Source organism: Rhizobium sp. CF080 (assembly GCF_000282095.2).
In the GTDB taxonomy this organism is placed as follows: Bacteria; Pseudomonadota; Alphaproteobacteria; order Rhizobiales; family Rhizobiaceae; genus Neorhizobium.
On sequence record NZ_AKKC02000008.1, the window covers coordinates 386450 to 412619 of the forward strand.

Genomic DNA, 26170 nt, shown 5'->3' on the forward strand with positions numbered 1-26170 from the left:
TCTTGTTGCGTCGCAATACAATGCTGCGATGCAGCAGCGGCTTTCGCTTCTGAGTGAGCTTTGTAATAAAAGTTGATCGAATTTTGAGCGAGTTGAGAGAGGCGGCAGGACAATTCGTTCCAACGGGGACGAATCGGGGCGGAAATGTGGCGAAATCACGGCACTTTCCTTGTGGTACTGAGATAGTGGCCGATTCACAGCCTGCACTATTTATTCGGAACCTCCCTGACCTTACGAAAGTTTCACCACTAGTCTGGCATTATCGAGATCGGAAACTTGAATCCTCTCCAGCAGACTCATATGGTTGTTCTATCGGGAGAGGAGCCTGAAAATTCACGAACTGAACTTTTATGTTCGGGAGGAACGATCATGTACGCGCCGCGCGTCTTCATCTGCATGACAGGGACTCTGATCGTGTTCGCGGTGGCTGCGTATTTTATCAGCGGCTCGGCCTATACGGCATTCATACACACGCTGCTCTGCGCCGTGCTTCTTCAAGTCGGATATTTCGTCGGCATTCTCTACCTGGTTCGCCGCGAAAAAAAGCTTCTTGACGAAGGCTTGGGTGAGACGGCCGGCGTCAAAAGCTCCAAGGATGGCAGCCGGCGTGACGGGTTGCGTGCCGATACTGCTCCGAACCTTCCGGCCGGCGATACCTGACAGCGGGGAAGGTTTTTTCCGGCAATTTCACACCAGGGCCATTTTCCTGAGCCCATAGTTGCGGGTCGGCAACTATGGAGAAGGCTATGGCTGGACACTCTTCCGAGACGATCTGCGTCATCATCGCGGCCAAGAATGCTGCGGAAACGATTGGAATTGCAGTCCAATCCGCCTTGAACGAGGTGTATGTCAGCGAGGTCGTGGTGGTCGATGACGGCTCTACCGACGGTACCGCAGATGCCGCGCGCAATGCCGACGACAGGTCGGGACGGTTGACGGTCGTCTCGTTCGAAAAGAATCGCGGACCCTCGGCTGCCCGCAATCACGCCATCGCCATATCCAGTGCGCCTCTGATCGGCATCCTCGATGCCGACGACTTCTTCTTTGCCGGCCGGTTCAAGCCGATGCTTTCGGAGGACGGCTGGGACTTTATCGCCGACAATATCGCCTTCATCTACGAACCGAGCGAATCGATCTGTCCGGAACGGTTCGAGACGCGAGCACGGACCATGTCGCTGGTTGAATTCGTGGAAGGAAACATTTCCAAGCGCGGCGTCAAACGCGGCGAGACGGGGTTCCTGAAGCCGGTGATGAGCCGGGCGTTTCTTGACGCCCACGGCCTTCGTTATGACGAGAACATGGGCTTCGGCGAGGATTACGACTTCTACGCCCGGGCGCTTGCCAAGGGCGCGCGTTACAAGGTGATCGAACATTGCGGTTATGGCGCCATCGTGCGCCATGATTCGCTGAGCGGCCGGCACCTTACCGAGGATCTGCGCAAATTCTACGAGGCGGACAACGCGATCTTGGCCGATCCGGCACTTAGCGAAGATGCAAGGGCGGTCATTACCCGGCATCGCGACTTTATCCGCGACCGGTACGAGCTGCGCGCCTTTCTGGACGTCAAATCGCAGGCGGGGAAGGGTGCCGCTATCCGCCACATACTCTCCCGCCCGCAGGTCCTGCCGGCCGTCGCCAAGGGTATCTTTCTCGACAAACTCGATCTCCTGCGCGCCAGGTCGTCCAAGCCGCAGGCCCAGCCGGCCAGCATGCGCTATCTTCTGCCCGGCATTCCCGCTGTTCAGAAATAGTCGCGGCGGATCCCTTCCAGCATCATCCGGAACTTCTCCTTGCGCTGGGCCAGCGTTTCGTCGGGGCTGAGCCGAGCTTCTGCGCGGCTTGCCTGCCAGAGTGCCAGCACGGAGGGGGCAGCGAGAAACTGCTTCGCCATGCCGCGAAGGCCAGTCTGCGATGGCGACGTACGGGTGAGGACTTCACCGCTGTGGGCATCCGGCGCCGCCTGATGGGCGGGTTGCTGGCCGTCGAAGCTGATGCCCCAGAAGCGCGAGCGTTTGGCCACCGCTTCGGCTCGCGTGGAGACCGGCACGTAACGAGGTTCGTATGTCGTCCCCACCGATGCGGCCCAGTCGTTCCACTTGAAATTGTTGATGGAACGGGAGCTGCTGACGGCCACCCACGGCACCCGGAAGGCGTCCGCCAGGATCGCGCCATGCATTGATTCGGCGATGATCAGTTCCGATTGGGCGATATGACGGATAACCGATTTCGCCTCCCCGCGTGGATCGAGATAGGTGAGGCCGACGGGCTCGCAGACGGCGTTCCACATGCCGAACTCGGCTGATTCCCAATGGGGAATGAAGGTCTTCTTGTGGATTTTCGGCAGGTTCCGGAACTCCGGCATGTCGGCGATCATCGCTGCGGGGTCGGTGATCGCCTTGTCGGGCGAAAGGCCGAGTTTGGCGGCTGTCAGCGGCCCGCGGACCGCCCGTATGTCCCATTCGGAGGGATCGCTGACGTCCGGCGGCGTGCCGTAGCCATAACCGCTGCCGATGACGAGTTTCTTCTGCCCGGCAGGCAGGAGGATGGGATTGAGGACGGTGCCGACACCAACCAGCAGGGTGTCGGGATGGACGTCCCGGAAGCCGGGAAGCAGCGCGTCCCAGAGCCAGAGATTGAGATCGTCGCCGAAATTGCCGTGATGAGATTCCCAGTAGTACGCTTTCATGCGGGCCTCCGTGGGATGATGAATTGAAAAGGAAACGCAAGCATTTAGCGTGCGCCGCGGCCGAGTTTTCCGGCCCCGAGTTCGAATGCCGCCCGGATCAGTGCGGGATCGCGCGTCAGCCAGCGGGCGAGCAGGCCGAGATCCGGAGCCTGGCCGCGTTTCACCCGTCCGGCCTGGCTCCAGAGCGCCTGCCGGCGGGCGGTGTTCTTGTAGGAGGCGATCGAGGCGACGTCACTGGGGCGGGACCGGAATCGCTCCTCCAGCGTATCGAGCGCCACCCAGGTGTTGAACTGCTGCCGCAGGAACTGCGGCGACCGGTTGTCGATGCTGTGAAAGATGTTGAGGCCCATGCCGCGGGCGGCGCCCTCTTCGTCGCAGAGCAGGGTTCGCTTCGATTTCAGGATGCAGTCGACGAAAAACAGCACGTCTTCCGCTGCCAGCCGCAACGAGGGGTCGAAACGGACCGTTTCGAAGACCGGCCGGGCGATGACCATGCAGGAGAGATGCAGGAAGCTCCAGTTCTTCAGCATCACGCTGGCGAGATCGGGCATCTCGATGAGCAGCGGCTTTTCGGAAAGCCGTGTACCACCCTCGGCCTGTTCGAGCTCGGCCATGCCGAAGTGGTAATAAAATTCGGCGCTCGCCTGCATCGAGGCCCAATAGCACTCCGCATCGAACCGGGTCATGCTCTCATAGGCGTTTTTCAGATGATCCGGCAGCCAGACGTCATCCGAATCGAGAAGGGCCGCGAAACGCGTCGTCGGGCCCAGGTTATCGAGGCCGGTATTGCGTGCGGCACCCGGCCCGCCGTTCTGTTGGCGGATCACACGGATGCGAGATTTCCAAGCATCTTCAATGCCTTGAAGTTCCGTATCGGCGGGTAGGGGTGACTCGTCGTCGACAATGACTATATCGAAGTCCTGATAGCTTTGCTCGAAGATGGATTTCAGTGCGCGGCGAAGAATGCCGGCTTCCTTTTGGTAAAATGGGATAACAACCGTGAACGTCGCCATGTTTTCGCCCCTGCTTTTTCAAAGAATTGCAAGCCGCTGACTTTTGTCGGGCTCCGGGTTAGCGGCAGTTCGCTGCCGTATCGAATGACCTCCAGTAACAGGATTTGATCATATGGCTCCAAGCCAAGGCGTGAAGACGATCACGACCAACGTCGGTTGGAGTGTGCTCTCAAAGACCGCTACATTCGGGCTGAAATTTGTCACGGTCCCCATTCTGGCAAGACTGCTGACCCCGGAAGATTTCGGATCGGTGGCCGTGGCGCTCACGGTCGTGCAGTTTCTGGCGATGATCGGGGGCGCCGGTCTGACCTCCGCCCTGGTCGTCGATCGGGACGGCGACATGGACACCGTCCACACGGTTTTCTGGGCCAATCTGGCCATGGCATGCCTGATGGCGCTGTTGCTTTTCTTCGGTGCCGACGATCTTGCGATCCTTATGGGTGCGCCCGAAAGTGCCGGCCTTTTGCGGATCATGGCGCTGCTCATTCCGCTCCAGCTTGCCGGCGATGTCGCCTATTCGCTACTCGCCCGGCAGATGAATTTCAGCAAGGATGCGGTGCTCAGCACGATTTCCGAATCGATCGCAGCGCTAGCGGCCGTGGCGCTCGCCTTCTTCGGATTTGGCGTCTGGGCGCTGGTCATGCAGTTGTTTTCCGCAGCACTGATCCGGCTCGTCGGGCTTTATGCGGTCGTCGGTTACATGCCGCGGTTCTCGATGAAACCACGCAAGATCGTGCCGCTGCTGGCCTTCAGTTCCGGGCTGATGGGGTCGGAGATCGCCAATTTCGTGACCTTCCAGTCGCCTATGGTGGTGATCGCCCGGATGCTCGGATTGGCCGATGCCGGCGCCTATTCGGCCGCCAACCGCTTTGCCAGCATTCCGAACCAGGTCGTCCTCTCGGCCGTCATGGGCGTGCTTTTCCCGGCCTTCAGCCTGATGGGCGACGATCGCAAACGCCGCGCCGATGCACTGATGCTGAGCACGCAGGTGACCACCGTCATCCTGGCGCCGGCGATGTTCGGCCTGTGGGCGATCGCGGAACCGGGGATGCTGGTGCTCTTCGGCCCCCAATGGGCCTATGCCTGGCCGGTGCTCGGTCTGCTCGCCCTGTCGAAGGCGATCGTGACGCCCTGCAGCACCTTCATCCCGTATCTCAAGGGGACTGGGCATGGCCGGGTGCTGTTCTGGTCGGCCGTGCTCCGGGCGATCGCCACGACGGCCGCCATCGCGATTGCCGCCTATTACGGCAACCTCGTCGATGCGATGGTTGCGCTCTGCGTCGTCAACGCCATCACCCTCATTGGTTATTCCTGGGCGGTGTTCCGCGTTGATGACATTCCGTTCCTGCGCGGCCTCCTGACCAGCAGCCGGTCGATGATCACCGCCTTCGTGATGGCGATCGGTGTTCGGGCCTTCCTGCACATCTTCGCCGAACGGTTAACGAACCCCTACCTGGAAGTGCTGGCAGGCGGCGCGGTGGGCGCAATCCTCTATTCGGTGCTGTTTCTGCTGACCGAACGCGCGCTTTTGCGAAAAATCTTGGAGCTCGTCCGCCGCCGCAAGCTGGGCGCCGCACCGACGGTTCCGTCCGCCTGAATGTGTCGCAGATTTGCCCATATTTCGCCACATTTGAACCCTGGCTGGGGAGGAAGAGGTATGGAGATACGAAGGACTAGCCGTTTTAGTCTATTGCAAAAAGATTTTTTTGTGCTGTTGCGGTGCAGCATTTCGAGCGATGAAAATGTGCCTTGAGGCCTTGCAAACCATAGGCCTAGGTCGGTTGCAGGGGCGATCAAACCAAGGCTCCTCCGAACCCGGGGGAATCTGTCACGGGCTCGTTTTTTGCTGCGCCGCCACATTTTGTGCCAATCTCGGCACGATCCTTTTTGCCTGACTGCGGGCTCAAGTCTGCTCTGATTGAAACGGTGGTGACGGGAGGCGCCGCCCAAAAAGGGTGACTCGTTTGACTGTCGATCACAACATATCCTCCCGTATCAATTTGATGCGCATCCTGCTGATCTCCGGCATCGTCTTCGTTCATGTGCCGCATGATCCGGCGACCAGCCCGTTTCTAGGGCTGAATGGTTTCTTCGATTGGGTCAGGGTTTTCCTCGTGGATAGCCTGTTCCGTATCGGCGTGCCGTGCCTCAGCGCCATTTCCGGCTACCTGTTGTTCCAGCGGGGTTGGGAGGCGTTCAACTATACAAAGACGCTCCGCTCCAAGGCGAGGACGGTCCTCGTGCCGTTCCTGATATGGAACCTTGGCCTGTTTGCGACGGTGCTCGTCATCCAGCGCGCCGACATCGGCATTGGGTATTTTCCAGACCTCTGGAACGCGTCGACGCGTGAAACCTTAAGCTACGCATTCGCCACGGAAGGGCTGCCAATCGACATCCCGCTCTATTTCCTGCGCGACCTCGTCGTCTGCATCGTCCTGTCGCCGATCCTCGCCGTGCTCGTCCGCCGTTTTCCGGTGCCGACGCTCGTGGCGCTGTTCCTGCTTGCGATCATCCCGGGGCTGACGATCGGTATCGTGTTGAAGAAATCGATCCTGTTCAGCTTCACTCTCGGCATCTTCCTGGCGCTCAATCGCGTGGATCTCAAGGCCGTCGATAGGTTCGCGGCATTGGGGACCGCGGTCCTGCTCGCCGCCGCCGTGCTGCTCTCGATTGGTCTCTACCAGACCGGTCCGGATTTTCCCTGGGCGCTCGATCTGGCGCGCAATGCGTTGTCGATCCTCGGTGCCGGCGGTTTCTGGTTGATGTCGGCGATCGCCATCCGTCCCCGGATCGGTCAGCGGCTGGCGGCCACCGGAAGCTTGAGCTTCTGGATGTTCTGCGCCCATTTTCCGCTGCTCGTGCTGATGTGGATGGTGTGGAACCGCGTGGCGGGCGATGATTTCTACCCGCTCTTCTATGGGGCAGCGGTCGTCACAAGCTTCATCATCCTTTTCGCCAGCAACCACCTCGTCTCGCGCACAACACCGGGTCTCTACGAGGTGTTGACGGGCAGCCGCGGCCGCAAAGCCAAGCTTTCGGCCGCCCTCAAATCCCACCCATCCGCCGGGGCCACGCGCCCTGGCGAACCCGCAATAACGCAACAGCACAGGTGAAACATGACGGCCAAGGCCAGACAGATTCAACGAACCTGCCAGGTTATCATCGCTGCCGCGATGTCTGGACTTCTCTCGCCCGCAGCATATGCCCAGCAGGGTGCTGCGGGTCAGTCCTTCGTGGAGACCTTCGACAGCCTCGACCGTTCCGTCTGGTACGTCTCGGACGGCTGGAACAACGGCAAACATCAGAACTGCACGTGGTCGAAGAAACAGGTGAAGGCCGAGGGTGGCGCATTGCAGCTCACCTTCACCGAAGGCAAGACCGGCGAGCGGGACTTCGCCTGCGGCGAAATCCAGACCAAGGCGCGCTTCGGATACGGCACCTATGAGGTGCGGATGAAATCCGCCACGGGTGCAGGCCTCAATTCGGCGTTCTTCACCTATATCGGCCCGACCGACAAAAAACCGCATGACGAGATCGACTTCGAAGTGCTCGGCAAGAATACCGGCCAGGTCCAGCTCAATCAGTATGTTTCCGCCAAGGGCAACAATGAAAAGCTGGTGCCGGTCGCTGGCGGCGCTGATCAGGGCTTCAACGATTATGCCTTCATCTGGGAGGAGAGCCGCCTCCGCTACTTCGTGAACGGCAAGCTCGTTCACGAAGTCACGGACAAGGCGAAGATACCGCAAAACCCCCAGAAGATTTTCCTCAGCCTGTGGGGCACAGACACGCTCAAGCAGTGGATGGGCGCATTCTCCTACAGTCAGCCGACCTCGATGAGCATCGACCGGGTCGCCTTTACGGCAATCGGCGAGGAATGCCGTTTTCCCGAATCCGTGCTCTGCACGCTCGACTGAGCCGTCCCGGCGGCTCGTTGCCCGACGATTTCGAGAGCTTACGGCTCGATAAATGGAGTTGGACCATTTGACTTTGAACGTTCTCTATCTGGCGCATGACATGGCCGATGCGGCCATCCGGCGGCGTGTCCTGACCCTGAAGGCCGGCGGTGCGACGGTGACCGTCGCCGGCTTCGACCGGGGCTCGAACGTGCTTGCCGACGAGCTGGATGTGACGACCATTTCGCTCGGCCAGACCGCCGATGGGCGTTTCGTGCAACGCATCGGTGCGGTCGTTGCCGCTCGCATGGCGCTGAAGCGGAGGCTGGCCGATATCGCTGAGCCTGACGTCATCATCGCCCGCAATCTGGAAACTTTGGCGTTGGCGGGGCGCGCTGCGTCGCTGTTCGGCCGCGAGATCCCCGTGGTCTACGAATGCCTGGACATTCACCGGCTCCTGCTCGACGAGGGGATGAAAGGCCGGATGATGCGGGCGGCCCAGCGGGCGTTCGGCCGTCGCGCCAGCCTGCTGATCACCAGTTCGCCGGCTTTCGTGGAGAATTTCTTCAAACCGCGTTCCGGCCTCGATCTGCCGGTGATGCTCCTGGAAAACAAGGTGCTGGCCCTCAAGCCGGAACTGGTTTCCGGGCCGGCCATTTCCCGTCCACCCGAACCGGGGAAACCCTGGCGGATCGGCTGGTTCGGAGCGATCCGCTGCGCCAAGTCGCTCGACATGCTGATCGAGTTCGCCGCCCGGATGGACGGCAAGGTCGAGATCGTGTTGCGCGGCCGTCCCGCCTACGGCGAGTTCGACGATTTCGGTGCCAAGGTCGCGGCCGCCCCGCATGTGGAGTTTCATGGTGCCTACCGCAATCCGGAGGATCTTGGCTCGATCTACCGCGACGTGCAGTTCACCTGGGCGATCGACTTCTTCGAGGAGGGGCTCAATTCGAACTGGCTCTTGCCGAACCGCCTTTATGAAGGCGGGCTTTATGGAGCGGTCCCGATCGCTCTTGCGGGCACCGAGACCGGCCGTTTCATCGGCAGGCGAGGCATAGGCCTGGTGCGCAATCAGGTGACGCCGCAAACCCTCGAAGCGCTGTTCAACGAAATGACGGAAGCCCGTTATGCCGAGCTTTTTTCGCGGCTTGCGGCCGTCGAGCGCAGCCAGTGGGTGACCGGGCCGGCGGACTGTCGCGCCCTTGTCTCGCGGCTCGCGGCTTTACATCCCAACGTTTCGTCGCCGGCAGACCTGCCGGCCGTTTCAACCGTGCAATCGTGAGGTGGAGTATGGTTTCGCGTTCTCACTCCAATGCCCAGATTTCCGATATCCGGACACTTCTGGTGATCCCGTGCCTGAACGAGGCGGCGACGATCGAGCCGCTGTTGCACAAGCTGAATGATCAGCGCGGCGACCTGGACATGCTGATCGTCGTTGCCGATGGCGGCAGCCAGGACGGCACGCCGGAGATCGTCCAGAGCCTCATCCCGGAGATCCGCGACGTCGTTTTGCTCGATAATCGCAAGCGCATCCAGAGCGCCGCCATCAACCTCGCCGTCGATCGTTTCGGCGAGGGCCGGGACTTTCTCATCCGCATCGATGCGCATGGGGACTATCCGGACGACTACTGCCGCACGCTGCTGCAGGAGGCGATCGAGATGGAAGCCGATTCCGTGGTGGTCGGCATGGAGACGGTCGGTTTCTGTGCCTTCCAGAAGGCGACCGCGGTGGCGCAGAACTCCAAGCTCGGAAACGGCGGTTCGAAACATCGCGCCGGTGGCGGCGGGGAATGGGTCGATCACGGCCACCATGCGCTGATGCGGATCGAGGCTTTTCGCTCCGTCGGCGGGTATGACGAAAGCTTCAGTCACAACGAGGATGCCGAGCTGGATTTCCGGCTGCGTGCCGCCGCCTTCCGCATCTGGATGACGGCTAAGACCTACATGACCTATTATCCGCGTTCGAGCGCTCCCGCTCTGTTCCGGCAATATCTCGCTTATGGCCGGGGCCGGGCAAAAAACCTCATCAAACATCGCTCCATCCCGAAGCTACGGCAGGCGATCCCGCTCGCGGTGGCCCCCGTCGTCGTCGGCGCAGTGCTTGCGCTTCTCTATTGGTGGGCGGCCATACCGATGGTCATCTGGGCCGCCGCCTGCATCGGCTACGGCTTCTGGCTCGCTGTCGGTCAGAACAACCCCTACGGCCCGCTCGCCTCGCTCTCGGCGATGATCATGCATTTCGCCTGGTCGGCCGGCTTCTGGCTGGAACTGATCCGCATCCGACGACGGAGGATCGCGTGATGACGGCAGAGGAAAGGCCGATCCGTATCGATATCGGCATCTGCACCTATCGGCGGCCGGAACTGGCCGAGACGCTGACCTCGCTCTTCGAGATCGCCGTTCCGGCGGGCGCGGAACTGCGCCTGATCGTCGCCGACAACGACGTTGGCCCGAGTGCACGCGGGCTGGTGGACGGCTTGCGGGAACGCTCGCCGTTCCCGATCCGCTATGTCCATTGCCCGAAGTCGAACATCTCGATTGCCCGCAATGCCTGCCTTGCCGAAAGCGATGCGGACTATCTTGCCTTCATCGACGACGACGAGACGGCGGAGCCGCAATGGCTGGTCGGGCTCGTATCGACGGCGAAGCGGACCGGAGCCGATGCGGTTCTCGGGCCGGTGAGGGCGGTCTACGGGACCCAAAGCGCCGACTGGATGCGCAAGGGCGATTTTCACTCGACCATGCCCGTCTGGGTCGGCGGCCAGATCAGGACCGGTTATACCTGCAATACCCTTCTCCACATGCGTTCGCCGGTCGTCGCCGGCCGCAGGTTCGCGCTGTCGCTCGGCCAGAGCGGCGGCGAGGATACGCATTTCTTCACCGCTTTGACCGATGTGGGCGGGCGGATCGAATTTGCTTCGGATGCCATGGTCGAGGAACTGGTTCCTGAAAAACGGGCAAGCTTTTCCTGGCTCGCCAAGCGCAGGTTCCGGTCCGGCCAGACGCATGGGCGCATTCTCGCATCCAAGAATTCCGGCCTCAGCCGCCTCAGGCAGACAGGCCTTGCCTGCCTGAAGCTCGGTTATTGCCTGGCGCTGACGGCTGCAACCATTCCCTCTCCGGTCGCCCGTATCCGCTACGCCCTTCGCGCGGCCCTCCATGCCGGCGCGGTCTCGGGCACGCTCGGTATCCGCGAGATTCGCCAGTACGGAGCTGCCGAAGCCTTATGACGATGCGTGATCTGCATACCCCGGCTTTCCAGCCCGACGTGAGCTTCGTCATTGCCGCCTATAATGCCGAGGAAACCCTCGGCCGGGCGATCGACAGCGCCCTCGCCCAGATCGGCGTGACGCTCGAAGTGATCATCGTCGACGATTGCTCGACGGACGGGACACGGGCGATTGCCGAAGCCTATTCGGATCAGCGGGTCAGGCTGATCGTCCAGGCGGCAAATGGCGGGCCGGCTGCTGCCCGCAATGCCGGGCTTGCCGCGGCCCGTGGGCGTTGGATCGCCATTCTCGATTCCGACGACACGATCTACCCCGTCAGGCTTCTGACCATGCTGGAGCGGGCCGAAGCGGCCGGCGCGCAGATCGTGGTCGACAATCTCGATGTCATCCCGTTCGATCGCGGCGCACCCTACGCCATGTTCTCCAAGCAGGAGCTCAAGCGGCGCGGGATGATGACGCTTGCCGATTTCATCGGCTCGAACGTGATTTTCCAGTCGACCTTCAATTTCGGCTACATGAAGCCGATCTTCGAGCGCGCATTTCTCGTCCAGCACGATTTGCGTTTCGACGAGACGCTGCGGGTCGGCGAAGACTATCTGCTGCTCGCATCGGCGCTTGCGAGCGGTGCCCGCTGCGCGATCGTGCCGGAGATCGGTTATGTCTATCATCTGCGCCAGGGCTCGATCTCGCGGGTGCTGGAGCAGAGCCATCTCGATGCGATGCTGGCCACCGACAGTGCCTTCCTCGCCCGCTACAAGCTGGATGCGAAGGCCATGGCCGCTCAGCGCAAACGGACCCGCAGCATTCTCGAAGCGGGTTCCTTTCTCACGCTTGTCGACGAAATCAAGAAAGGTTCCGTCGGCGGCTTCCTGAAAACGGCGATCGAAAACCCGCGTGCGCTCCGACTTCTGCGCATGCCGATCGCCGTTCGCATGCGTCGGCTGGTGAAAACGGCCGACGTCAATTGAAAATCCGATCAACAGGGCGGGGCGCCCTCAGAAAGGACGAAGGAATGGACATGAATAGACCAGTTCGAAAGGCGGTGATCCCCGTCGCAGGCAACGGCACTCGGTTCCTGCCGGCCACCAAGGCCATGCCGAAGGAAATGTTGACGATCGTCGACCGGCCTGTCGTTCAATATGCGGTCGATGAAGCCATGCAGGCGGGGATCGAGAACATCATCTTCGTGACCAGCCGCAACAAAACCGCGATCGAGGACTATTTCGACAGTGCGCCGGAACTCGTCGCGACGCTCACCCGTTCGGGCAAGACAGTGCAGGTCACCCAACTCGAAAAGATGCTGCCGGTCGCCGGCACCGTCAGCTATACCCGCCAGCAGGTGCCGCTCGGACTTGGCCACGCCGTCTGGTGCGCTCGCGAACTGGTCGGCAACGAGCCTTTCGCACTGCTTCTGCCCGACATGGTCTCCTACGGTTCGCAGGGCTGCATGGCCGGTCTGATGGATCTCTATGAAGAGGTGGGCGGCAATGTCTTCGCGGTTGAGGAATGCGCACCCGAAGAGACGTCGAGCTACGGCATCGTTGGGGTCGGACGTAAGGTGCCGCATGGTTTCGAGGTGACGGAAATGGTCGAAAAGCCGAAGCCCGCCGAGGCGCCGTCCAATTACTACCTGAATGGGCGCTACATTCTGCAGCCGGAAATCTTCGAACTGCTAGCCCGGCAGGAACGCGGCGCCGGCAACGAAATTCAGCTGACGGACAGCATGCACAAGCTGGCGCAGGTCCAGCCGTTCCACGCGCACCCCTATCAGGGACGCACGTTCGACTGCGGCAGCAAGCGCGGCTTCATCGAAGCCAATGTTGCCTTCGCCATGATGCGTCAGGACATGGGGGCCGAAATCTACGCCTCCATCAAGGAATTGATGGTGTCGCACGAGATGCGGGTCAAAGCCGCGTAACGAGCGTTAAAAATCATCCGAGGCGGATGGCGGCCCGTTCTGCCATCCGCCACCTCAAAGCTCCAGAAAGCGAGCCCTATGGATCAGGTAAACTTCAGGCAGAGAACGATATTTCCGAGCGAAACACGGGATCACGATACGTTCATCGATCTCGACAAGCTCTGGGCGGCTGCGATCCGTCGTTCGGGCGTTATCGTTGTCTGCCTCATTGCGACCGTTGCCCTCGCGGGGCTCTATCTCGTGATGGCGCAGCCGGTCTACACCGCCATGACGCAGATCCTGGTCGACGAAAACCTTTCGCGTTACGCCGACGACCCACCGGACAGCCAGACGGCACAGCAGATCGACAACCGCATGTCGAGCGCGGTCGAAATCTTGAAGTCCAAGGCGCTGGCGTTGAGGGTGGTAGACAAGGCCCAGCTCGATCAGAACGAGACGGTGGTCAACCCTCCGCGATCGCCGATCGATCTCGCCAAGAGCGCCATCAGCAGCGTCGTCGCTCTCCTGACACCGGGCGGTCCACCGCCTTCGGAAGAGAGTGCGCGGATGGGTCGGCGTGAAAAGGCCGCGGCCGTCCTGCAGCAATCGCTGACCGTGGAGCGCACCGGCCGCAGTTCGGTGATCGCACTGTCCTTCCGCTCGCCGGACCGGCAGCTTGCCGCGACGATTGCCAAGACTTACGCCGAATCCTATCTGACGGAACAGCTCAACGCCAATTTCGATGCGACGGAGCGAGCTTCGCTCTGGCTGCAGGAGAGGCTGAACGACCTCAACAGCCGCTCGCAACAGGCGTCGCTCGCCGTCGAGCAATACAAGACCGAGCATGGCCTTGTGTCCCCCCGCGGCGAGCTTCTGTCGACGCAGCAGCTGTCGGATCTCAACAGCCAGCTGATCGTTGCCCAGGCCGATGCGGCGACGGCTTCGGCGCGCTACAATCAATACCAGGCGATCATCGACAAGGGGCCTGACTCTGCAGTCCAGAACGCCGTCGTTTCGGCTCGCGATACGGACAACACGGTCATTCAGGACCTGCGCAAGCGCTATATCAACATTTCGGACCGCGAGCAGGGCATCATCCAGCAGTTCGGAGCGAACCATCCGCAGGCGGTCGCGCTGAAGGCGGAAAAGAGCGAGCTCGCGCAGCAGATCTATCGCGAGCTGCAGCAATTGACCGGCAGCTTCCGCAATGTATTCGAAGTGGCAAGTTCGCGCGAAAAATCGCTGCGTGAGAGTATCGACCGGGTGGCCGGCCGCAATTCGCAGGCGAATGTCTCGATGGTCCAGCTGCGCGAGCTGGAGCAGAAGGCCGCGGCGCTGAAGACGCTCTACGAATCCTATCTCGGCCGTTTCGAGGAAGCGACGCAGCGGCAATCCTTCCCGATCGCCAAGGCGCGTGTCATCTCAGATGCCGGCCTGCCCAGCGCGCCGTCAAGCCCGCGCAAGACGCTGACCATGGCGCTCTCCATCGTGCTGGGCCTGCTGATCGGCGGGGCGACGGCGACGCTCCTGGAATTCCGCGAACGGTTCTTCCGGACCGGTGACGACGTGCAGGAGAAACTGGGCCTGCGCTTCCTCGGCTACCTGCCGATGGTGAGCGGCGCCAGTGCGGAGGAAACGCCGCCACCGGCACCGACCGAGGCCGAGACGGCCGGGGCGCCCCCCGGTAACCCGATCTCGTTCCGGCGGTTGATGCGGGTTGCGGTGGAAGCGCCGCGGTCTCAGTTTGCCGAAACGCTGCGCAATGCCAAGCTCGCCTGCGATATCATGCTTCAGGATCGGAAATGCCGGGTCATCGGCGTCGTCTCTTGCCTGCCCGGCGAAGGCAAATCCATGGTCGCGGCGAATTTCGCGGGCCTGATCGCCTCGAGCGGCGTGCGGACGCTGGTGATCGACGCCGACCTGCGCAATCCCGGCCTCAGCCGCATGCTGGCCTCCGAGCCCGAAATCGGACTGGTCGAAGTGGTGCTCCAGAAGACGCCATGGACCAATGCCGCACGGGTCGATCGCCGCTCGCGCTTGACGATCCTGCCGATGACGACGCGCAGCAAGCAGCTCGCCCATACGAGCGAACTTCTCGCCTCTTCCGGCATGAGCCATTTCCTGGAGAGCATCAAGGATACGTTCGACGTTATCGTCGTCGACCTGGCGCCGTTGATCCCGGTGATCGATGCCAAGGCCTTCGAACCCTATGTCGATGGCTTCGTCTTCGTCACCGAATGGGGCGTGACGCCCGCCAAGGCGGTGCAGTCGGTCATCCGGTCCGAACCGCAGATCGCCTCGAAAACGGTGGGCGTGATCCTCAACAAGACGGAGATGTCGGAGCTGCATCGCTATGCGGATCCGGGCGCTCCGGAGCGGCTGCACAGCAGCTACGTCTCCTATTACAAGGAAGGCTCGGCGTCCGCGCCGCGATAAATCTTGCGAAGGGGCGGTTCGACCGCCCCTTTTGCTTCTCAGGCGCTTGCCGCGGCCTGATCACTCCACGCCGTGCCGCCGGCGATACCGGCCTTGCGAAATACGTGGCCGATGCCGATCAGCACGGGTTCATCGACGCCGATCTCGGCCATGGCCGCAGCCAGGTCGTTCAGCCGTCCGGTCCAGCGCCGCTCGTTCGGCCGGGTGACCGCGCTGACGATCACCACCGGCATGTCGTGCGTCATGCCGGCATCCGTGAGCTTGCCGACAATCTCGCCCGCGGTGCGTCCCGCCATATAATAGATCGTCGTGGTCCGGGGATCGGCGAGGCTTTTCCAGTCGAGATTGTCGGGCAGCACGCCCTTGCGCGAATGGCCGGTGACGAAGCGAACACCCTGCGCATGGTCGCGATGGGTCAGCGACACGCCGAGCCGCGAGGCCATGGCGCTCGCCGAAGTGATGCCCGGCACGACATCGACCGGGATCCCTTCGCGCTCCAGGCAGGCGATTTCCTCGCCGGCGCGGCCGAAGATCATCGGATCGCCGGATTTCAGGCGGACGACGCGTTTGCCGGCCTTGGCGAACTTCACCATCATATCGTTGATGTCTTCCTGGCGGCAGCTCACGCGGCCACCGCGTTTGCCCACCAGCATACGTTTCGCCTCTCGGCGCGCGAGTTCCAGCACCTCGTCGGAGACGAGATCGTCGAACAGGATGACGTCGGCCGCCTGCAGGGCGCGCACCGCCTTCAGCGTCAAAAGTTCGGCATCGCCCGGGCCGGCGCCGACGAGGGTGACACGGCCCTTTTCGGCCGAGGATGCTGCCACGCGGCCGGCATCGGCGAGGATCGCGGCTTCGCTCTCCGCTCCCGGCTGGGTGCCGAAGGCGCGGTCGACGAAACGTTCCCAGAAGGCTCTTCGCTGAGGGCCGGGCGCCAGGCGATCGTTGATCTTTTCCCGCAGCGACTGGGCGAGCTCCGCCCAGCTTTTCAACGAGGCCGGCAGCAGGGTTTCGATACGACGACGGATCGCCTGTGCCAGGATCGGCGCCGCACCATCCGTTGAAATGGATACGACGACCGGCGAGCGGTTGACGATCGAACCGAACTGGAACTGGCAGAAGGCGGGTTTGTCGATGACGTTGACCGGAACGCCGGCTGCGCGGGCAGCGTCGAAAAACGCCTGCGCTTCGTCCTCATCCTCGCAATCCCCGATCGCAATCGCTGCGCCTTCGAAAATCGAAGCGCTCCACGCCTGCGGGTGATGGATGAACTCGCCCTGTGGATGTTCCGCGCCGCGTCCGATCAGCTTCCCAAATGTCTCGGAAAGCTCTTGCGCATAGACATGCACCTGCGCTCCGCAGGCGGCGAGAAGCTCGGCTTTCCAGGCAGCGGCATCCGATCCGCCGGCGACGACGACGCGCCGGCGCTCGAGCGCCCAGAAGACCGGAAGTTTGGCCAGTGGCGCCATGCGGGCGGGCACTTCATTCCGCGGCTGCTGCAAGACATCCATCGATGATCCCCCTGATTTCGGCGCGGCAGGAGCCGCAATTGGTGCCGGCATTGGTTTCTTTCCCGACCGCCTCGACGCTCTGACAGCCGCCTCGCACGGCGCCGATGATCCGGTTGACGCCGACCGAAAAGCAGGAACAGACGGTCGCGCCGGGATCCGGCTGGTCGGCCCCGGGGCGTCCGGCGACGATGGCGAAGCGTTTGCGCAGGTCGGTGTGTTCCACCGCAAGCTGGCCGATCGCCCAGTTGCGCGCGACGGCGACCGGTTCTTTCGCAAGGAAAAGTGCGGCAAGCAGTTTTCCGCCGTCGAAGAAGGCGAGGCGCAGGTCGCCGGATTGTTGGTCGGCATAACCGAGCGGCTCGATCTCGGCCGCAATGCCGAATGCTGCCCGGCACCACGCCACCCAGTCCTCGACCGGATCCGCGAAGGCGAGCTCGATCCGCCAGCCGCCATCGGCCTTGGCGAGCGCCCAATAATCCGCCTGCGGGTTTAGGGGTTTCGGGGCGGAAACGGCAAAGCCGTAGAAGCAAGCGGCGAATGGCCGGGCGGCAATCGCGACATTCTTCGAGGCCGGTTGGCCGGAAAACGGGTCGGTGACGGGCGCGACCAGTGCATCGATGCGGGCTTTCGCGGCGAACTGATCGTTCCAGTGCATCGGCACGAAGACGTTTCCGCGCGCCTGGCGTTCGGTGAGGAGGGCGCGGACGATCGCGCTCCCGTGCGGGCTCTCGAGTTCGACCAGGCCGGCGCCGCGAATGCCGAGTTCCATTGCATCGCGCGGATGGATTTCGGCGAAGGGCTCGGCGATATGGCCCGAAAGCCGGGCACTTTTGGCCGTCCGCGTCATCGTATGCCAGTGATCGCGGACGCGGCCTGTGTTCAGCGTCAGCGGATATTTTTCGTCGGTGCGGTCAGTGGCTGGAGCCTGGACGGGGATGAAACGTGCCTTGCGATCTGGATGATAGAAGTCCCCATTCGCGAAGAAGCGCTTGTCGCCATCCCTCCGGAGGGGGGTAACTTCGGCAGGTGCCGGCCATTGGAAGGGAGACAGGCTATCATAGGCCGCTAGGCCGATATCCGCATGAGCGCCGATATCGAAATCCCGGCTGCCGTCATTCTCGAAGGCCGAAAGCGCCGCATGCTCGGCAAAAATATCGGCGGGCGTTTGATAGTTGAAACCGACAAAACCCATCCGCCTGCCGACGTCTGCCATCTGCCACCAATCGGCCTTGGCCTCGCCGGGGGCGGACAGAAACCAGCGCTGGCGGGAGATGCGGCGCTCGGAATTCGTGACCGTCCCGTCCTTCTCCCCCCAGCCGAGCGAAGGCAGCAGGACATGCGCGTGGCGGGCGGTGTCGGTGTCCCGAAGAATGTCGGAGACAACGACGAAGGGACAGGCCTTGATGGCGGCCTCGACCGCATCGGCATCCGGCATCGAAACCACCGGGTTGGTCGCCATGATCCACAGCGCCTTGATCCGCCCTTCGGCGACGGCGCGGAACATGTCGACGGCCTTCAGGCCCGGCTTTTCGGCGATCCTCGGCGAGGCCCAGAAGCGCTGCACCCGGTCGCGATCCTCGGCGCTTTCGATCGCCATATGGGCGGCAAGCATGTTGGCGAGGCCACCGACCTCGCGGCCGCCCATGGCGTTCGGCTGGCCGGTCAGCGAGAACGGCCCCATGCCCGGCCGGCCGATGCGGCCGGTCGCGAGGTGACAGTTGATGATCGCGTTGACCTTGTCCGTGCCCGACGACGACTGGTTGACGCCCTGGCTGTAGCAGGTGACGACCTTCTCCGTCGTTTCGAACAGATGGAAAAATTCGCGCAGCTGCATGGCGGGAAGGCCGGTGCGCTCCATGAGTTCGCTGAACGAGAGCGCGGCGGCGGCCGTGAAAGCTTCGCCAAACCCTTGCGTATGCGCGGCGATATAGTTCTGGTCGATTGCCGGGCCTTGCGCCAGATGGGCGAGCAGGCCCATGAACAGCGCCACGTCGCCATCCGGCCGAATCCCTAAATGCAGGTCGGCGATGTCGCAGGTCATCGTCCGGCGCGGATCGATGACGACGATCTTCATGCCCGGCCGCGCGGTCTTGGCCACTGCCAGCCGCTGATAGATCACCGGATGGCACCAGGCGAGGTTGGAACCGGTCAGGATCACCAGATCGGCGAGTTCGATGTCCTCGTAGGTGCCGGGAACGGTATCGGATCCGAAAGCGCGGCGGTGGCCGGCGACGGACGACGACATGCAAAGTCTTGAATTCGTATCGATATTGCCCGAACCGATGAAACCTTTCATCAGCTTGTTGGCGACATAATAATCCTCGGTCAGCAATTGGCCGGAGACGTAGAAGGCGACCGAATCCGGGCCGTGTTCGGCAATGGTTTGCGAGAATTTCCGGGCGACGAGATCGAGCGCCTCGTCCCAATCCGCCTGCCGGCCGCCGATTTCGGGCAAGAGCACGCGTCCGTCGAGATCGATGGTTTCGGCAAGCGCCGAGCCCTTCGAGCAGAGCCGGCCGAAATTGGCCGGATGCTCGGGATCACCCTTGACCGTCACGGCGCCAGAGTCCGCCACTGTGGCGATCACGCCGCAGCCGACGCCGCAATAGGGGCAGGTCGTCCTGGTGGTGGTTCCACCCGCCTGCATTTCCGTTTCCAGAAGGCCCGCCCCCATCGGTTCACTCCGCCGGAACGACGGCAGGATTGCCGATACGGCCAGCCGGAGCGCTCTGCTTGCCGCTCTTGCGGCCGTGGGTCGAGTAGAGCGTCAGACCGACGAAGGTGAGGCCGCCGACAAGATTGCCGATGACGGTCGGGATCTCGTTCCAGATCAGATAATCCATGATCGAGAACTTGCCGCCGAGCAGCAGGCCCGACGGGAACAGGAACATGTTCACGATGGAATGTTCGAAGCCCATGTAGAAGAAGAGCATGATCGGCATCCACATGCCGATGACCTTGCCGGACACGGAGGTCGACATCATCGCAGCGACGACGCCGGTCGAAACCATCCAGTTGCAGAGAACGCCGCGGATGAAGAGCGTCAGCATGCCAGCCGCGCCATGGGCGGCATATCCGAGCGTGCGGCCTTCGCCGATGTGGCCGATCCTCTGGCCGACTTCATTCGGCGCCTCGCTGAAGCCGAAGGTGAAGATGATCGCCATCATCACCGCAACGAGGAAGGCGCCGGCGAAATTGCCGATGAAGACGAGCGTCCAGTTACGCAGCACGCCACCGGCGGTCGCTCCCGGCCGCTTGTCGATCAGGGCGAGAGGCGCGAGCGTGAAGACGCCCGTCAGGAGATCGAAGCCCATCAGATAGAGGAGGCAGAAGCCGACCGGGAAGAGGATTGCGCCGGCAAGCGCGTTGCCGGTCTGCACCGTGATGGTCACGGCGAAGGCGGCGGAAAGCGCAAGGATTGCGCCCGCCATGAAGGCCCGGATCAGGGTGTCGCGCGTGGACATGAAGATCTTCGCCTCGCCGGCGTCGATCATCTTCGTCACGAATTCCGCGGGTGTGACATAGGACATTTTTTTCTCGTCTCCCTAGAGCTTAGTCGTTTGAAATGGCCGCCCCGGTTATTCGGCGGCGGCCAGCTGTTCCTCGAGTGCCATGAAGATGTCTTCGCCGCGCAGTTCGAGCCGGATGGTCCGGACCGAACCTTCGTCGGCGCCGAGCGCCTTGCCGGTTTCGAGCGAGATCACCCAGTTGTGCAGCGGGCACGTCACCGAGGTGCCGTGCACGATGCCCTGGCTGAGCGGCCCGCCTTTGTGGGGGCAGTGGTCCTCGATGGCGAAGACCTGGTTGTCGGCCGTACGGAACACACCGATCTTGCCTTGCGGGGTCTTCACGCAACGCGCGCCACGGAGCGGAATGTCGGTCAGCTTGCCGATTGCGATCCAGTTCATGTCCATCTCCTCACTCGGCTGCATGCGAATAACCGACCGTTGCCATGGGCCGGAACTCGTGTTTGTCCTTGCCAGAGACGCGCTCCGACCAGGGATCGACCTGGGCGAATTTCTGGGAGAAGACGAAGCGCTCGTAATAGGCCTGGCGCTTCTCCGTATCGGTCATGATCTGGCGGCGGATCTCGTCGAGGCCGATGCGCTTCGCCCATTTGTAGATGCGCTCGAGATAGCGGCCCTGTTCGCGGTACATCTGGGTGAGGGCGACGATGTATTCGAGCGCCTCGTCCTCGGTCTTCACCAGCCCGAGCACTTCTGTGCCCTTGATGTCGAGGCCCGCAGCGCCGGCGAAGTGGATCTCGAAGCCGGAATCGACGCAGATGACGCCGATGTCCTTGCAGGTCGCCTCGGCGCAGTTGCGCGGACACCCGGAGACGGCCATCTTGAGCTTGGCCGGTGTCCAGGAGCCCCACATGAATTTCTCGATGCGGATGCCGAGGCCGGTCGAATCCTGTGTCCCAAAGCGGCACCAATCGGAGCCGACGCAGGTCTTCACTGTGCGCAGGCCCTTGGCATAGGCCTGGCCGGAGATGAAGCCGGCCTTGCCGAGATCGGCCCAGACGGCGGGCAGGTCTTCCTTCTCGATGCCGAGAAGGTCGATGCGCTGGCCGCCGGTGACCTTCACCATCGGGATCTCGAACTTGTCGACCACGTCGGCGATCGCCCTCAATTCCTGCGAATTGGTGACGCCGCCCCACATCCGCGGCACGACGGAATAGGTGCCGTCCTTCTGGATGTTGGCGTGGACGCGTTCGTTGATGTAACGCGACTGGTAGTCGTCGGCATATTCATCCGGCCAGTCGCAGACGAGGTAGTAGTTGAGCGCCGGGCGGCACTTGGCGCAGCCGCAGGAGGTCTTCCATTCGAGTTCCTGCATGACCGCCGGGATGGTCTTCAGGCTCTTTGCCTTGATCAGGCGGCGGACGTCGTCATGGCCGAGTTCGGTGCAGGTACACATCGGCTGCACGGCCTTCGGATTGTAGGCGTCGCCAAGCGTGATCGCCATCAGCTGTTCGACGAGGCCGGTGCAGGTGCCGCAGGAGGCGGAGGCCTTGGTGTGGGCGCGCACGTCGTCGAGGGAGGTCAGGCCCTTGGCGGTGATGGTCGAGGTGATCTTGCCCTTGCAGACGCCGTTGCAGCCGCAGATTTCCGCATCATCCGGCAAGGCTGCAACGGCCGCCATAGGGTCCAGCGGAGACCCTCCCTGGTAGGCCTGGCCGAAGATCAGCGTGTCGCGCATCTCCGAGATATCGGTCGCCTTCTTCTTCAGGTCGTTGAACCAGGCGCCGTCGGAGGTCTCGCCGTAAAGAACCGTGCCGATGATACGGTTGTCCTTCAGCACGAGGCGTTTGTAGATACCGGCGGTGGCATCGCGCAGCACGATCTCCTGCCGGTCGTCACCATCGGCGAAGTCGCCGAGAGAATAGAGGTCGATGCCGGTGACCTTGAGTTTGGTCGGCGTGTCGGAATGCACGAAGGCAGGCTTCGTATCGCCGGCCAGATGGGACGCGGCGATGCGGGCCATCTCGTAGAGCGGTGCGACGAGGCCGTAGACCATGCCGCCCACTTCGGCGCATTCGCCGATGGAATAGACGTCGCCGTCCGAGGTCTGCATGCCCGCATCGACGACGATGCCGCGATTGACCGCAAGGCCTGCTTCCTTGGCAAGGCCGGCGCTCGGACGGATGCCGACGGCCATGACCACCAGTGTCGCAGGAATGATCGTGCCGTTGTCGAGTTCGACGCCCTCGACCTTGCCATTGCCGATGATCTGTTTGGTATTGGCCTTGCAGATCACCTTGATGCCGCGTTCTTCGACGGCCTTCTGCAGCAGGTAACCGGCGGCCGGATCGAGCTGGCGCTCCATCAGCGTCGGCATAACATGGAGCACCGTCACATCCATGCCGCGCTGGGCGAGACCGGCGGCTGCTTCGAGCCCGAGCAGGCCGCCGCCGATGACGATCGCCTTTTCGCGCGACTGGGCGGCGAGCAGCATGGCCTGCACGTCGTCAAGGTCGCGATAGGTGATGACGCCCGGCAAATCCTTGCCCGGCACCGGGATGATGAAGGGCACGGAGCCGGTGGCGATCACCAGCTTGTCGTAGCTCTCGGTGACGCCGTGGTCGGAGGTGACGGTCTTCGCGGCACGGTCGATCGCGACGATCTTGTGGCCCTTGTAGAGCGTGATGCCATGGTCGATGTACCAGCCGTCGCCGTGGATGACGATCTGCTCGAAGCTCTTTTCGCCGGAAAGCACCGGCGAGAGCATGATGCGGTCGTAGTTGACGCGCGGTTCGGCGTTGAAGATCGTGACGTCGTAGCGGCCGGGTGCCTGTTCGAAGAGGTGTTCCAGCATGCGCCCCGGCGCCATACCATTGCCGATGATGATGAGTTTTTCTGTCATGGTTCTTACTCCGCGGCTTCGACGAAGCGGTGGCGTTCGTAGAGGAATTTCAGCACTGCCTCGCGGCACTTGAGATACGTTCGGTCGGAAGCAAGTTCGATGCGGTTGCGCGGACGCGGGATCGGCACGTCCAGCACTTCGCCGATCTTGGCGGCCGGGCCGTTGGTCATCATCACGATGCGGTCGGACAGCAGCACGGCCTCGTCGACATCGTGGGTGATCATCACCATCGTGTTGCCGAGACGGCTGTGGATCTCCATGACCGCGTCCTGCAGATGAGCGCGCGTCAGGGCGTCGAGGGCGCCGAAGGGTTCGTCGAGGAGCAGGATCTTCGGTTCCATGGACAGAGCCCGGGCAATGCCGACGCGCTGCTTCATGCCGCCGGAGATTTCCGCCGGGCGCTTGTCCTTGGCATGGGCCATCTGGACGAGGTCCAGGTTTTCCATGACCCAGTCATGCCGCTGTGCCTTGGTCTTGGTGCGGCCGAAGACTTTGGAGACGGCCAGGTTGACGTTTTCGTAGACCGTCAGCCAGGGCAGCAGCGAATGGTTCTGGAAGACGACGGCGCGTTCCGGACCCGGTGCGTTGACCTCGCGATTTTCGAGCAGGACAGCACCCGCCGAGACGGGCGTCAGGCCGGCAATGAGGTTGAGCAGCGTGGACTTGCCGCAGCCGGAATGGCCGATGATCGAGACGAACTCCGCCTTGGAGATCGTCAGGTTGATGTCCTTCAGAACCTCGGCGCGATTGCCGCCACGGTCGAAGTGTTTGTCGATATGGTCGAGCTTGAGATAGGCGTTCATGGTCCGCTCCTCAGTTTGCCGAAGCGCCGCGGGTGATGATCTTGCCGAGCGCGGAAACCAGCTTGTCGAGGGCGAAGCCGACAATGCCGATATAGGCGAGCGCGACGATGATGTCGGGCAGGCGCGACGAGTTCCACGCATCCCAGATGAAGAAGCCGATGCCCACGCCGCCGGTGAGCATTTCGGCCGCGACGATGGCGAGCCAGGAGAGGCCGACGCCGATCCTGAGGCCCGTGAAGATGTACGGCGCGGCCGACGGCAGCATGATCTTGAAGAAGAACTCGATCTGGTTCAGCCGCAGCACCTGCGCGACGTTGCGGTAGTCCTGCGGGATGTTGCGCACCCCGACGGCGGTGTTGATGATCACCGGCCAGATCGAGGTGATGAAGATCACGAAGATCGCGGAGGGGCTCGAATCCTGGAAGGCTGCGAGCGACAGCGGCAGCCAGGCGAGCGGCGGCACGGTGCGCAGTACCTGGAAGATCGGGTCGAGACCGCGCATCGCCCAGACGGACTGGCCGATGATCGCACCGACGATGACGCCGGTCACGGCGGCGAGGCCGAACCCGTAGGCGACGCGCTGCAGCGAGACCAGTACCCGCCAGCCGAGCCCGATATCCTGCGAACCGTAGACGAAGAACGGATAGGCGATCAGGTCATAGGCTTCCGTCCAGACCACATGCGGCGAGGGGAGCGATGCATCCGGCGCCGAACAGAGGACCTGCCAGACAAGCAGGATCAGCGCCAGCACGACAACCGGCGGCACAACGTTGCGCAGTGTCGTCATGCCGATCTGCTTGAAATCGATCCTCGATACCGGCTTGCCGGAAAAGGGGACGATATTTGCTGCCGGCTTTGCGGTAGCGACTGCGGAAACATTTTCTTTTTTTGCCAGGGCGGACATCGGCGCGCTCCTCAGAGTGGGTAAAAGGCCGGCGCGTGCGTCCACGCGCCGGAGGTGGGGAAATCAGGACGCTGCCTTGATGGAAAGGCTGTCGAGATAGGCCGAGGGATTTTCCGGATCGAAGACCTTGCCATCGAAGAAGGTCTCCTTGCCGCGCGAGGAGGAGGCCGGAATGTCGGCTGCCTTGACGCCGAGATCCTTGGCTGCGTCACGCCAGATGTCCTCGCGGTTCACCTGGTTGACCAGTGTCTTGATGTCGGTATTGGCCGGAAGGTTGCCCCAGCGGATGTTCTCGGCCATGAACCAGGTGTCATGGCTCTTGAACGGGTAGGACGCGCCGTCCTTCCAGAACTTCATGTAGAGGTCGGTGCCGTTGGCGACACGGCCGTTGCCGTAGTTGATGTCGCCCTTCAGGCGGCCGAGGACGTCCTTCGGCGGCACGTTGAACCACTGGCGGCGCCCGAGGATGTCGGCCATCTCCTCCTTGTTGGCCATGCTGTCGGCCCATTGCTGGGCTTCCATGACGGCCATCAGCAAAGCCTTGGCGGCGTTCGGGTTCTTTTCGATCCAGTCGGCGCGCAGGCCGAGCGCCTTTTCCGGATGGCCCTTCCAGAGTTCGCCGGTGGTGGCCGCCGTGAAGCCGATGCCCTGGTTGACGAGCTGTTCGTTCCAGGGCTCGCCGACACAGAAGACGTCCATGTTGCCGACCTTCATGTTCGCCACCATCTGCGGCGGCGGCACGACGATGGTCGAGACGTCCTTGTTGGGGTCGATGCCGCCGGCGGCGAGCCAGTAGCGGATCCAGAGGTCGTGCGTGCCGCCGGGGAAGGTCATCGCCGCCTTGATTTCCTTGCCCTCCGCCTTCTTCTTTTCAAATACCGCCTTCAGCTTTGAGGCATCCAACTGCACGCCGGTTTCGGCATATTCCTTGGCGACCGAGATGCCCTGGCTGTCGAGATTGAGGCGGGCGAGGATCGCCATCGGCACAGGCTTGTTGTTCTGGGTCACCTTGCCGGTGTGCATAAGGTAGGGAAGCGGCGAGAGGATATGGGCGCCGTCGATGCCGTTCGCGGCACCGCCAAGCACGAGGTTGTCGCGGGTCGCACCCCAGGACGCCTGCTTGGCGACATCGACCTCGGGGAGGCCGTGCTTGTCGAAGAAACCTTTTTCCTTGGCGATGACCAGCGGCGCTGCATCGGTGAGCGCGATATAGCCGAGCTTGATGCCCTTGACTTCCGGGCCGGCCCCGGCTGCGAAGGCACCGGACGGGAATGCGGTCTTGACGGCGCCGACGAGGGCGGCGGTGGCTGTGGTCTTGATCAGGTTGCGGCGGGTGATGCCGGTCGTCGAAATCTTGGTCATGCGCAGGTTCCCTCTGCTGGTTCTTAGGAATTCAGGCACAAAAAAACGCCGCTCGGAGATTGAGCC

Annotated in this window: 21 protein-coding genes; 11 read left to right on the forward strand and 10 right to left on the reverse strand. The window is 62.4% G+C overall.

The genetic code is table 11. The features are described from left to right. Positions 1 to 369 precede the first annotated feature (369 nt). Complete coding sequence (locus PMI07_RS33720; protein WP_007751306.1) at positions 370 to 660, forward strand: exopolysaccharide production repressor protein; 291 nt, start codon at positions 370 to 372, stop codon at positions 658 to 660. A gap of 86 nt (positions 661 to 746) precedes the next feature. Next, on the forward strand, positions 747 to 1751 hold the full coding sequence (locus PMI07_RS18970; RefSeq protein WP_007751308.1) for a glycosyltransferase family 2 protein: 1005 nt from the start codon (positions 747 to 749) through the stop codon (positions 1749 to 1751). Here PMI07_RS18970 and PMI07_RS18975 read toward each other — a convergent pair. Continuing rightward, positions 1742 to 2686: a polysaccharide pyruvyl transferase family protein gene (locus PMI07_RS18975; protein WP_007751323.1), complete on the reverse strand. Its 945-nt coding sequence runs from the start codon at positions 2684 to 2686 to the stop codon at positions 1742 to 1744. The two genes, PMI07_RS18970 and PMI07_RS18975, sit on opposite strands and share 10 nt — an antisense overlap. A 44-nt stretch (positions 2687 to 2730) precedes the next feature. Continuing rightward, positions 2731 to 3699 (reverse strand): glycosyltransferase family 2 protein, encoded by a 969-nt coding sequence (locus PMI07_RS18980; RefSeq protein WP_007751326.1) that lies wholly within the window; start codon positions 3697 to 3699, stop codon positions 2731 to 2733. 112 nt (positions 3700 to 3811) lie between these two features. Between PMI07_RS18980 and PMI07_RS18985 the strand changes: the two genes are divergently transcribed. The 9 genes from PMI07_RS18985 to PMI07_RS19025 all read left to right on the forward strand — a co-directional run bounded on the left by PMI07_RS18985 (position 3812) and on the right by PMI07_RS19025 (position 15155). Then, positions 3812 to 5296: a lipopolysaccharide biosynthesis protein gene (locus tag PMI07_RS18985; RefSeq protein ID WP_007751329.1), complete on the forward strand. Its 1485-nt coding sequence runs from the start codon at positions 3812 to 3814 to the stop codon at positions 5294 to 5296. 358 nt (positions 5297 to 5654) lie between these two features. Beyond that, positions 5655 to 6812 (forward strand): acyltransferase, encoded by a 1158-nt coding sequence (locus PMI07_RS18990; RefSeq protein ID WP_245277194.1) that lies wholly within the window; start codon positions 5655 to 5657, stop codon positions 6810 to 6812. 60 nt (positions 6813 to 6872) lie between these two features. Further along, positions 6873 to 7613, forward strand: a complete 741-nt coding sequence (locus PMI07_RS18995; RefSeq protein ID WP_280949774.1) for a glycoside hydrolase family 16 protein — start codon at positions 6873 to 6875, stop codon at positions 7611 to 7613. Positions 7614 to 7680: 67 nt separating this feature from the next. Next, complete coding sequence (locus PMI07_RS35375; protein ID WP_007751332.1) at positions 7681 to 8874, forward strand: glycosyltransferase; 1194 nt, start codon at positions 7681 to 7683, stop codon at positions 8872 to 8874. Positions 8875 to 8882: 8 nt separating this feature from the next. Further along, on the forward strand, positions 8883 to 9893 hold the full coding sequence (locus tag PMI07_RS35380; RefSeq protein WP_024163931.1) for a glycosyltransferase family 2 protein: 1011 nt from the start codon (positions 8883 to 8885) through the stop codon (positions 9891 to 9893). Continuing rightward, positions 9893 to 10822: a glycosyltransferase family 2 protein gene (locus tag PMI07_RS19010; RefSeq protein WP_007758410.1), complete on the forward strand. Its 930-nt coding sequence runs from the start codon at positions 9893 to 9895 to the stop codon at positions 10820 to 10822. Before PMI07_RS35380 ends, PMI07_RS19010 begins: the two co-directional genes overlap by 1 nt. Before the next feature lie 2 nt (positions 10823 to 10824). Beyond that, complete coding sequence (locus PMI07_RS19015; RefSeq protein WP_155956564.1) at positions 10825 to 11790, forward strand: glycosyltransferase family 2 protein; 966 nt, start codon at positions 10825 to 10827, stop codon at positions 11788 to 11790. Positions 11791 to 11834: 44 nt separating this feature from the next. Next, complete coding sequence (locus PMI07_RS19020) at positions 11835 to 12740, forward strand: UTP--glucose-1-phosphate uridylyltransferase (RefSeq protein ID WP_007758412.1); 906 nt, start codon at positions 11835 to 11837, stop codon at positions 12738 to 12740. Positions 12741 to 12818: 78 nt separating this feature from the next. Further along, entirely contained in the window at positions 12819 to 15155 is a 2337-nt protein-coding gene (locus PMI07_RS19025; RefSeq protein WP_007758413.1) for a polysaccharide biosynthesis tyrosine autokinase, read from the forward strand. A gap of 38 nt (positions 15156 to 15193) precedes the next feature. On the opposite strand, the gene cysG is transcribed toward PMI07_RS19025, so the two are convergent. The 8 genes from cysG to PMI07_RS19065 form a co-directional block, all read right to left on the reverse strand. After that, on the reverse strand, positions 15194 to 16666 hold the full coding sequence (cysG, locus tag PMI07_RS19030; protein ID WP_007758414.1) for a siroheme synthase CysG: 1473 nt from the start codon (positions 16664 to 16666) through the stop codon (positions 15194 to 15196). Further along, positions 16638 to 19313: a nitrate reductase gene (locus tag PMI07_RS19035; protein WP_037087639.1), complete on the reverse strand. Its 2676-nt coding sequence runs from the start codon at positions 19311 to 19313 to the stop codon at positions 16638 to 16640. Before PMI07_RS19035 ends, cysG begins: the two co-directional genes overlap by 29 nt. A gap of 31 nt (positions 19314 to 19344) precedes the next feature. Continuing rightward, complete coding sequence (locus PMI07_RS19040; RefSeq protein ID WP_007757225.1) at positions 19345 to 20196, reverse strand: formate/nitrite transporter family protein; 852 nt, start codon at positions 20194 to 20196, stop codon at positions 19345 to 19347. Positions 20197 to 20244: 48 nt separating this feature from the next. Then, entirely contained in the window at positions 20245 to 20580 is a 336-nt protein-coding gene (gene nirD / locus PMI07_RS19045; RefSeq protein WP_197032544.1) for a nitrite reductase small subunit NirD, read from the reverse strand. Positions 20581 to 20584: 4 nt separating this feature from the next. After that, positions 20585 to 23035 (reverse strand): nitrite reductase large subunit NirB, encoded by a 2451-nt coding sequence (nirB, locus tag PMI07_RS19050; protein ID WP_024163933.1) that lies wholly within the window; start codon positions 23033 to 23035, stop codon positions 20585 to 20587. A 5-nt stretch (positions 23036 to 23040) separates the two neighbouring features. Continuing rightward, the gene (locus PMI07_RS19055; protein WP_007757702.1) at positions 23041 to 23838 is read right to left on the reverse strand and encodes an ABC transporter ATP-binding protein; all 798 of its coding nucleotides are present in this window, start codon (positions 23836 to 23838) and stop codon (positions 23041 to 23043) included. 10 nt (positions 23839 to 23848) lie between these two features. Further along, entirely contained in the window at positions 23849 to 24742 is an 894-nt protein-coding gene (ntrB, locus tag PMI07_RS19060; protein ID WP_007757701.1) for a nitrate ABC transporter permease, read from the reverse strand. A 63-nt stretch (positions 24743 to 24805) separates the two neighbouring features. Then, positions 24806 to 26104 carry a CmpA/NrtA family ABC transporter substrate-binding protein gene (locus tag PMI07_RS19065; RefSeq protein WP_007757700.1) on the reverse strand — a complete coding sequence of 433 codons (1299 nt, stop codon included), beginning with the start codon at positions 26102 to 26104 and terminating at the stop codon, positions 24806 to 24808. Positions 26105 to 26170 lie beyond the last annotated feature (66 nt).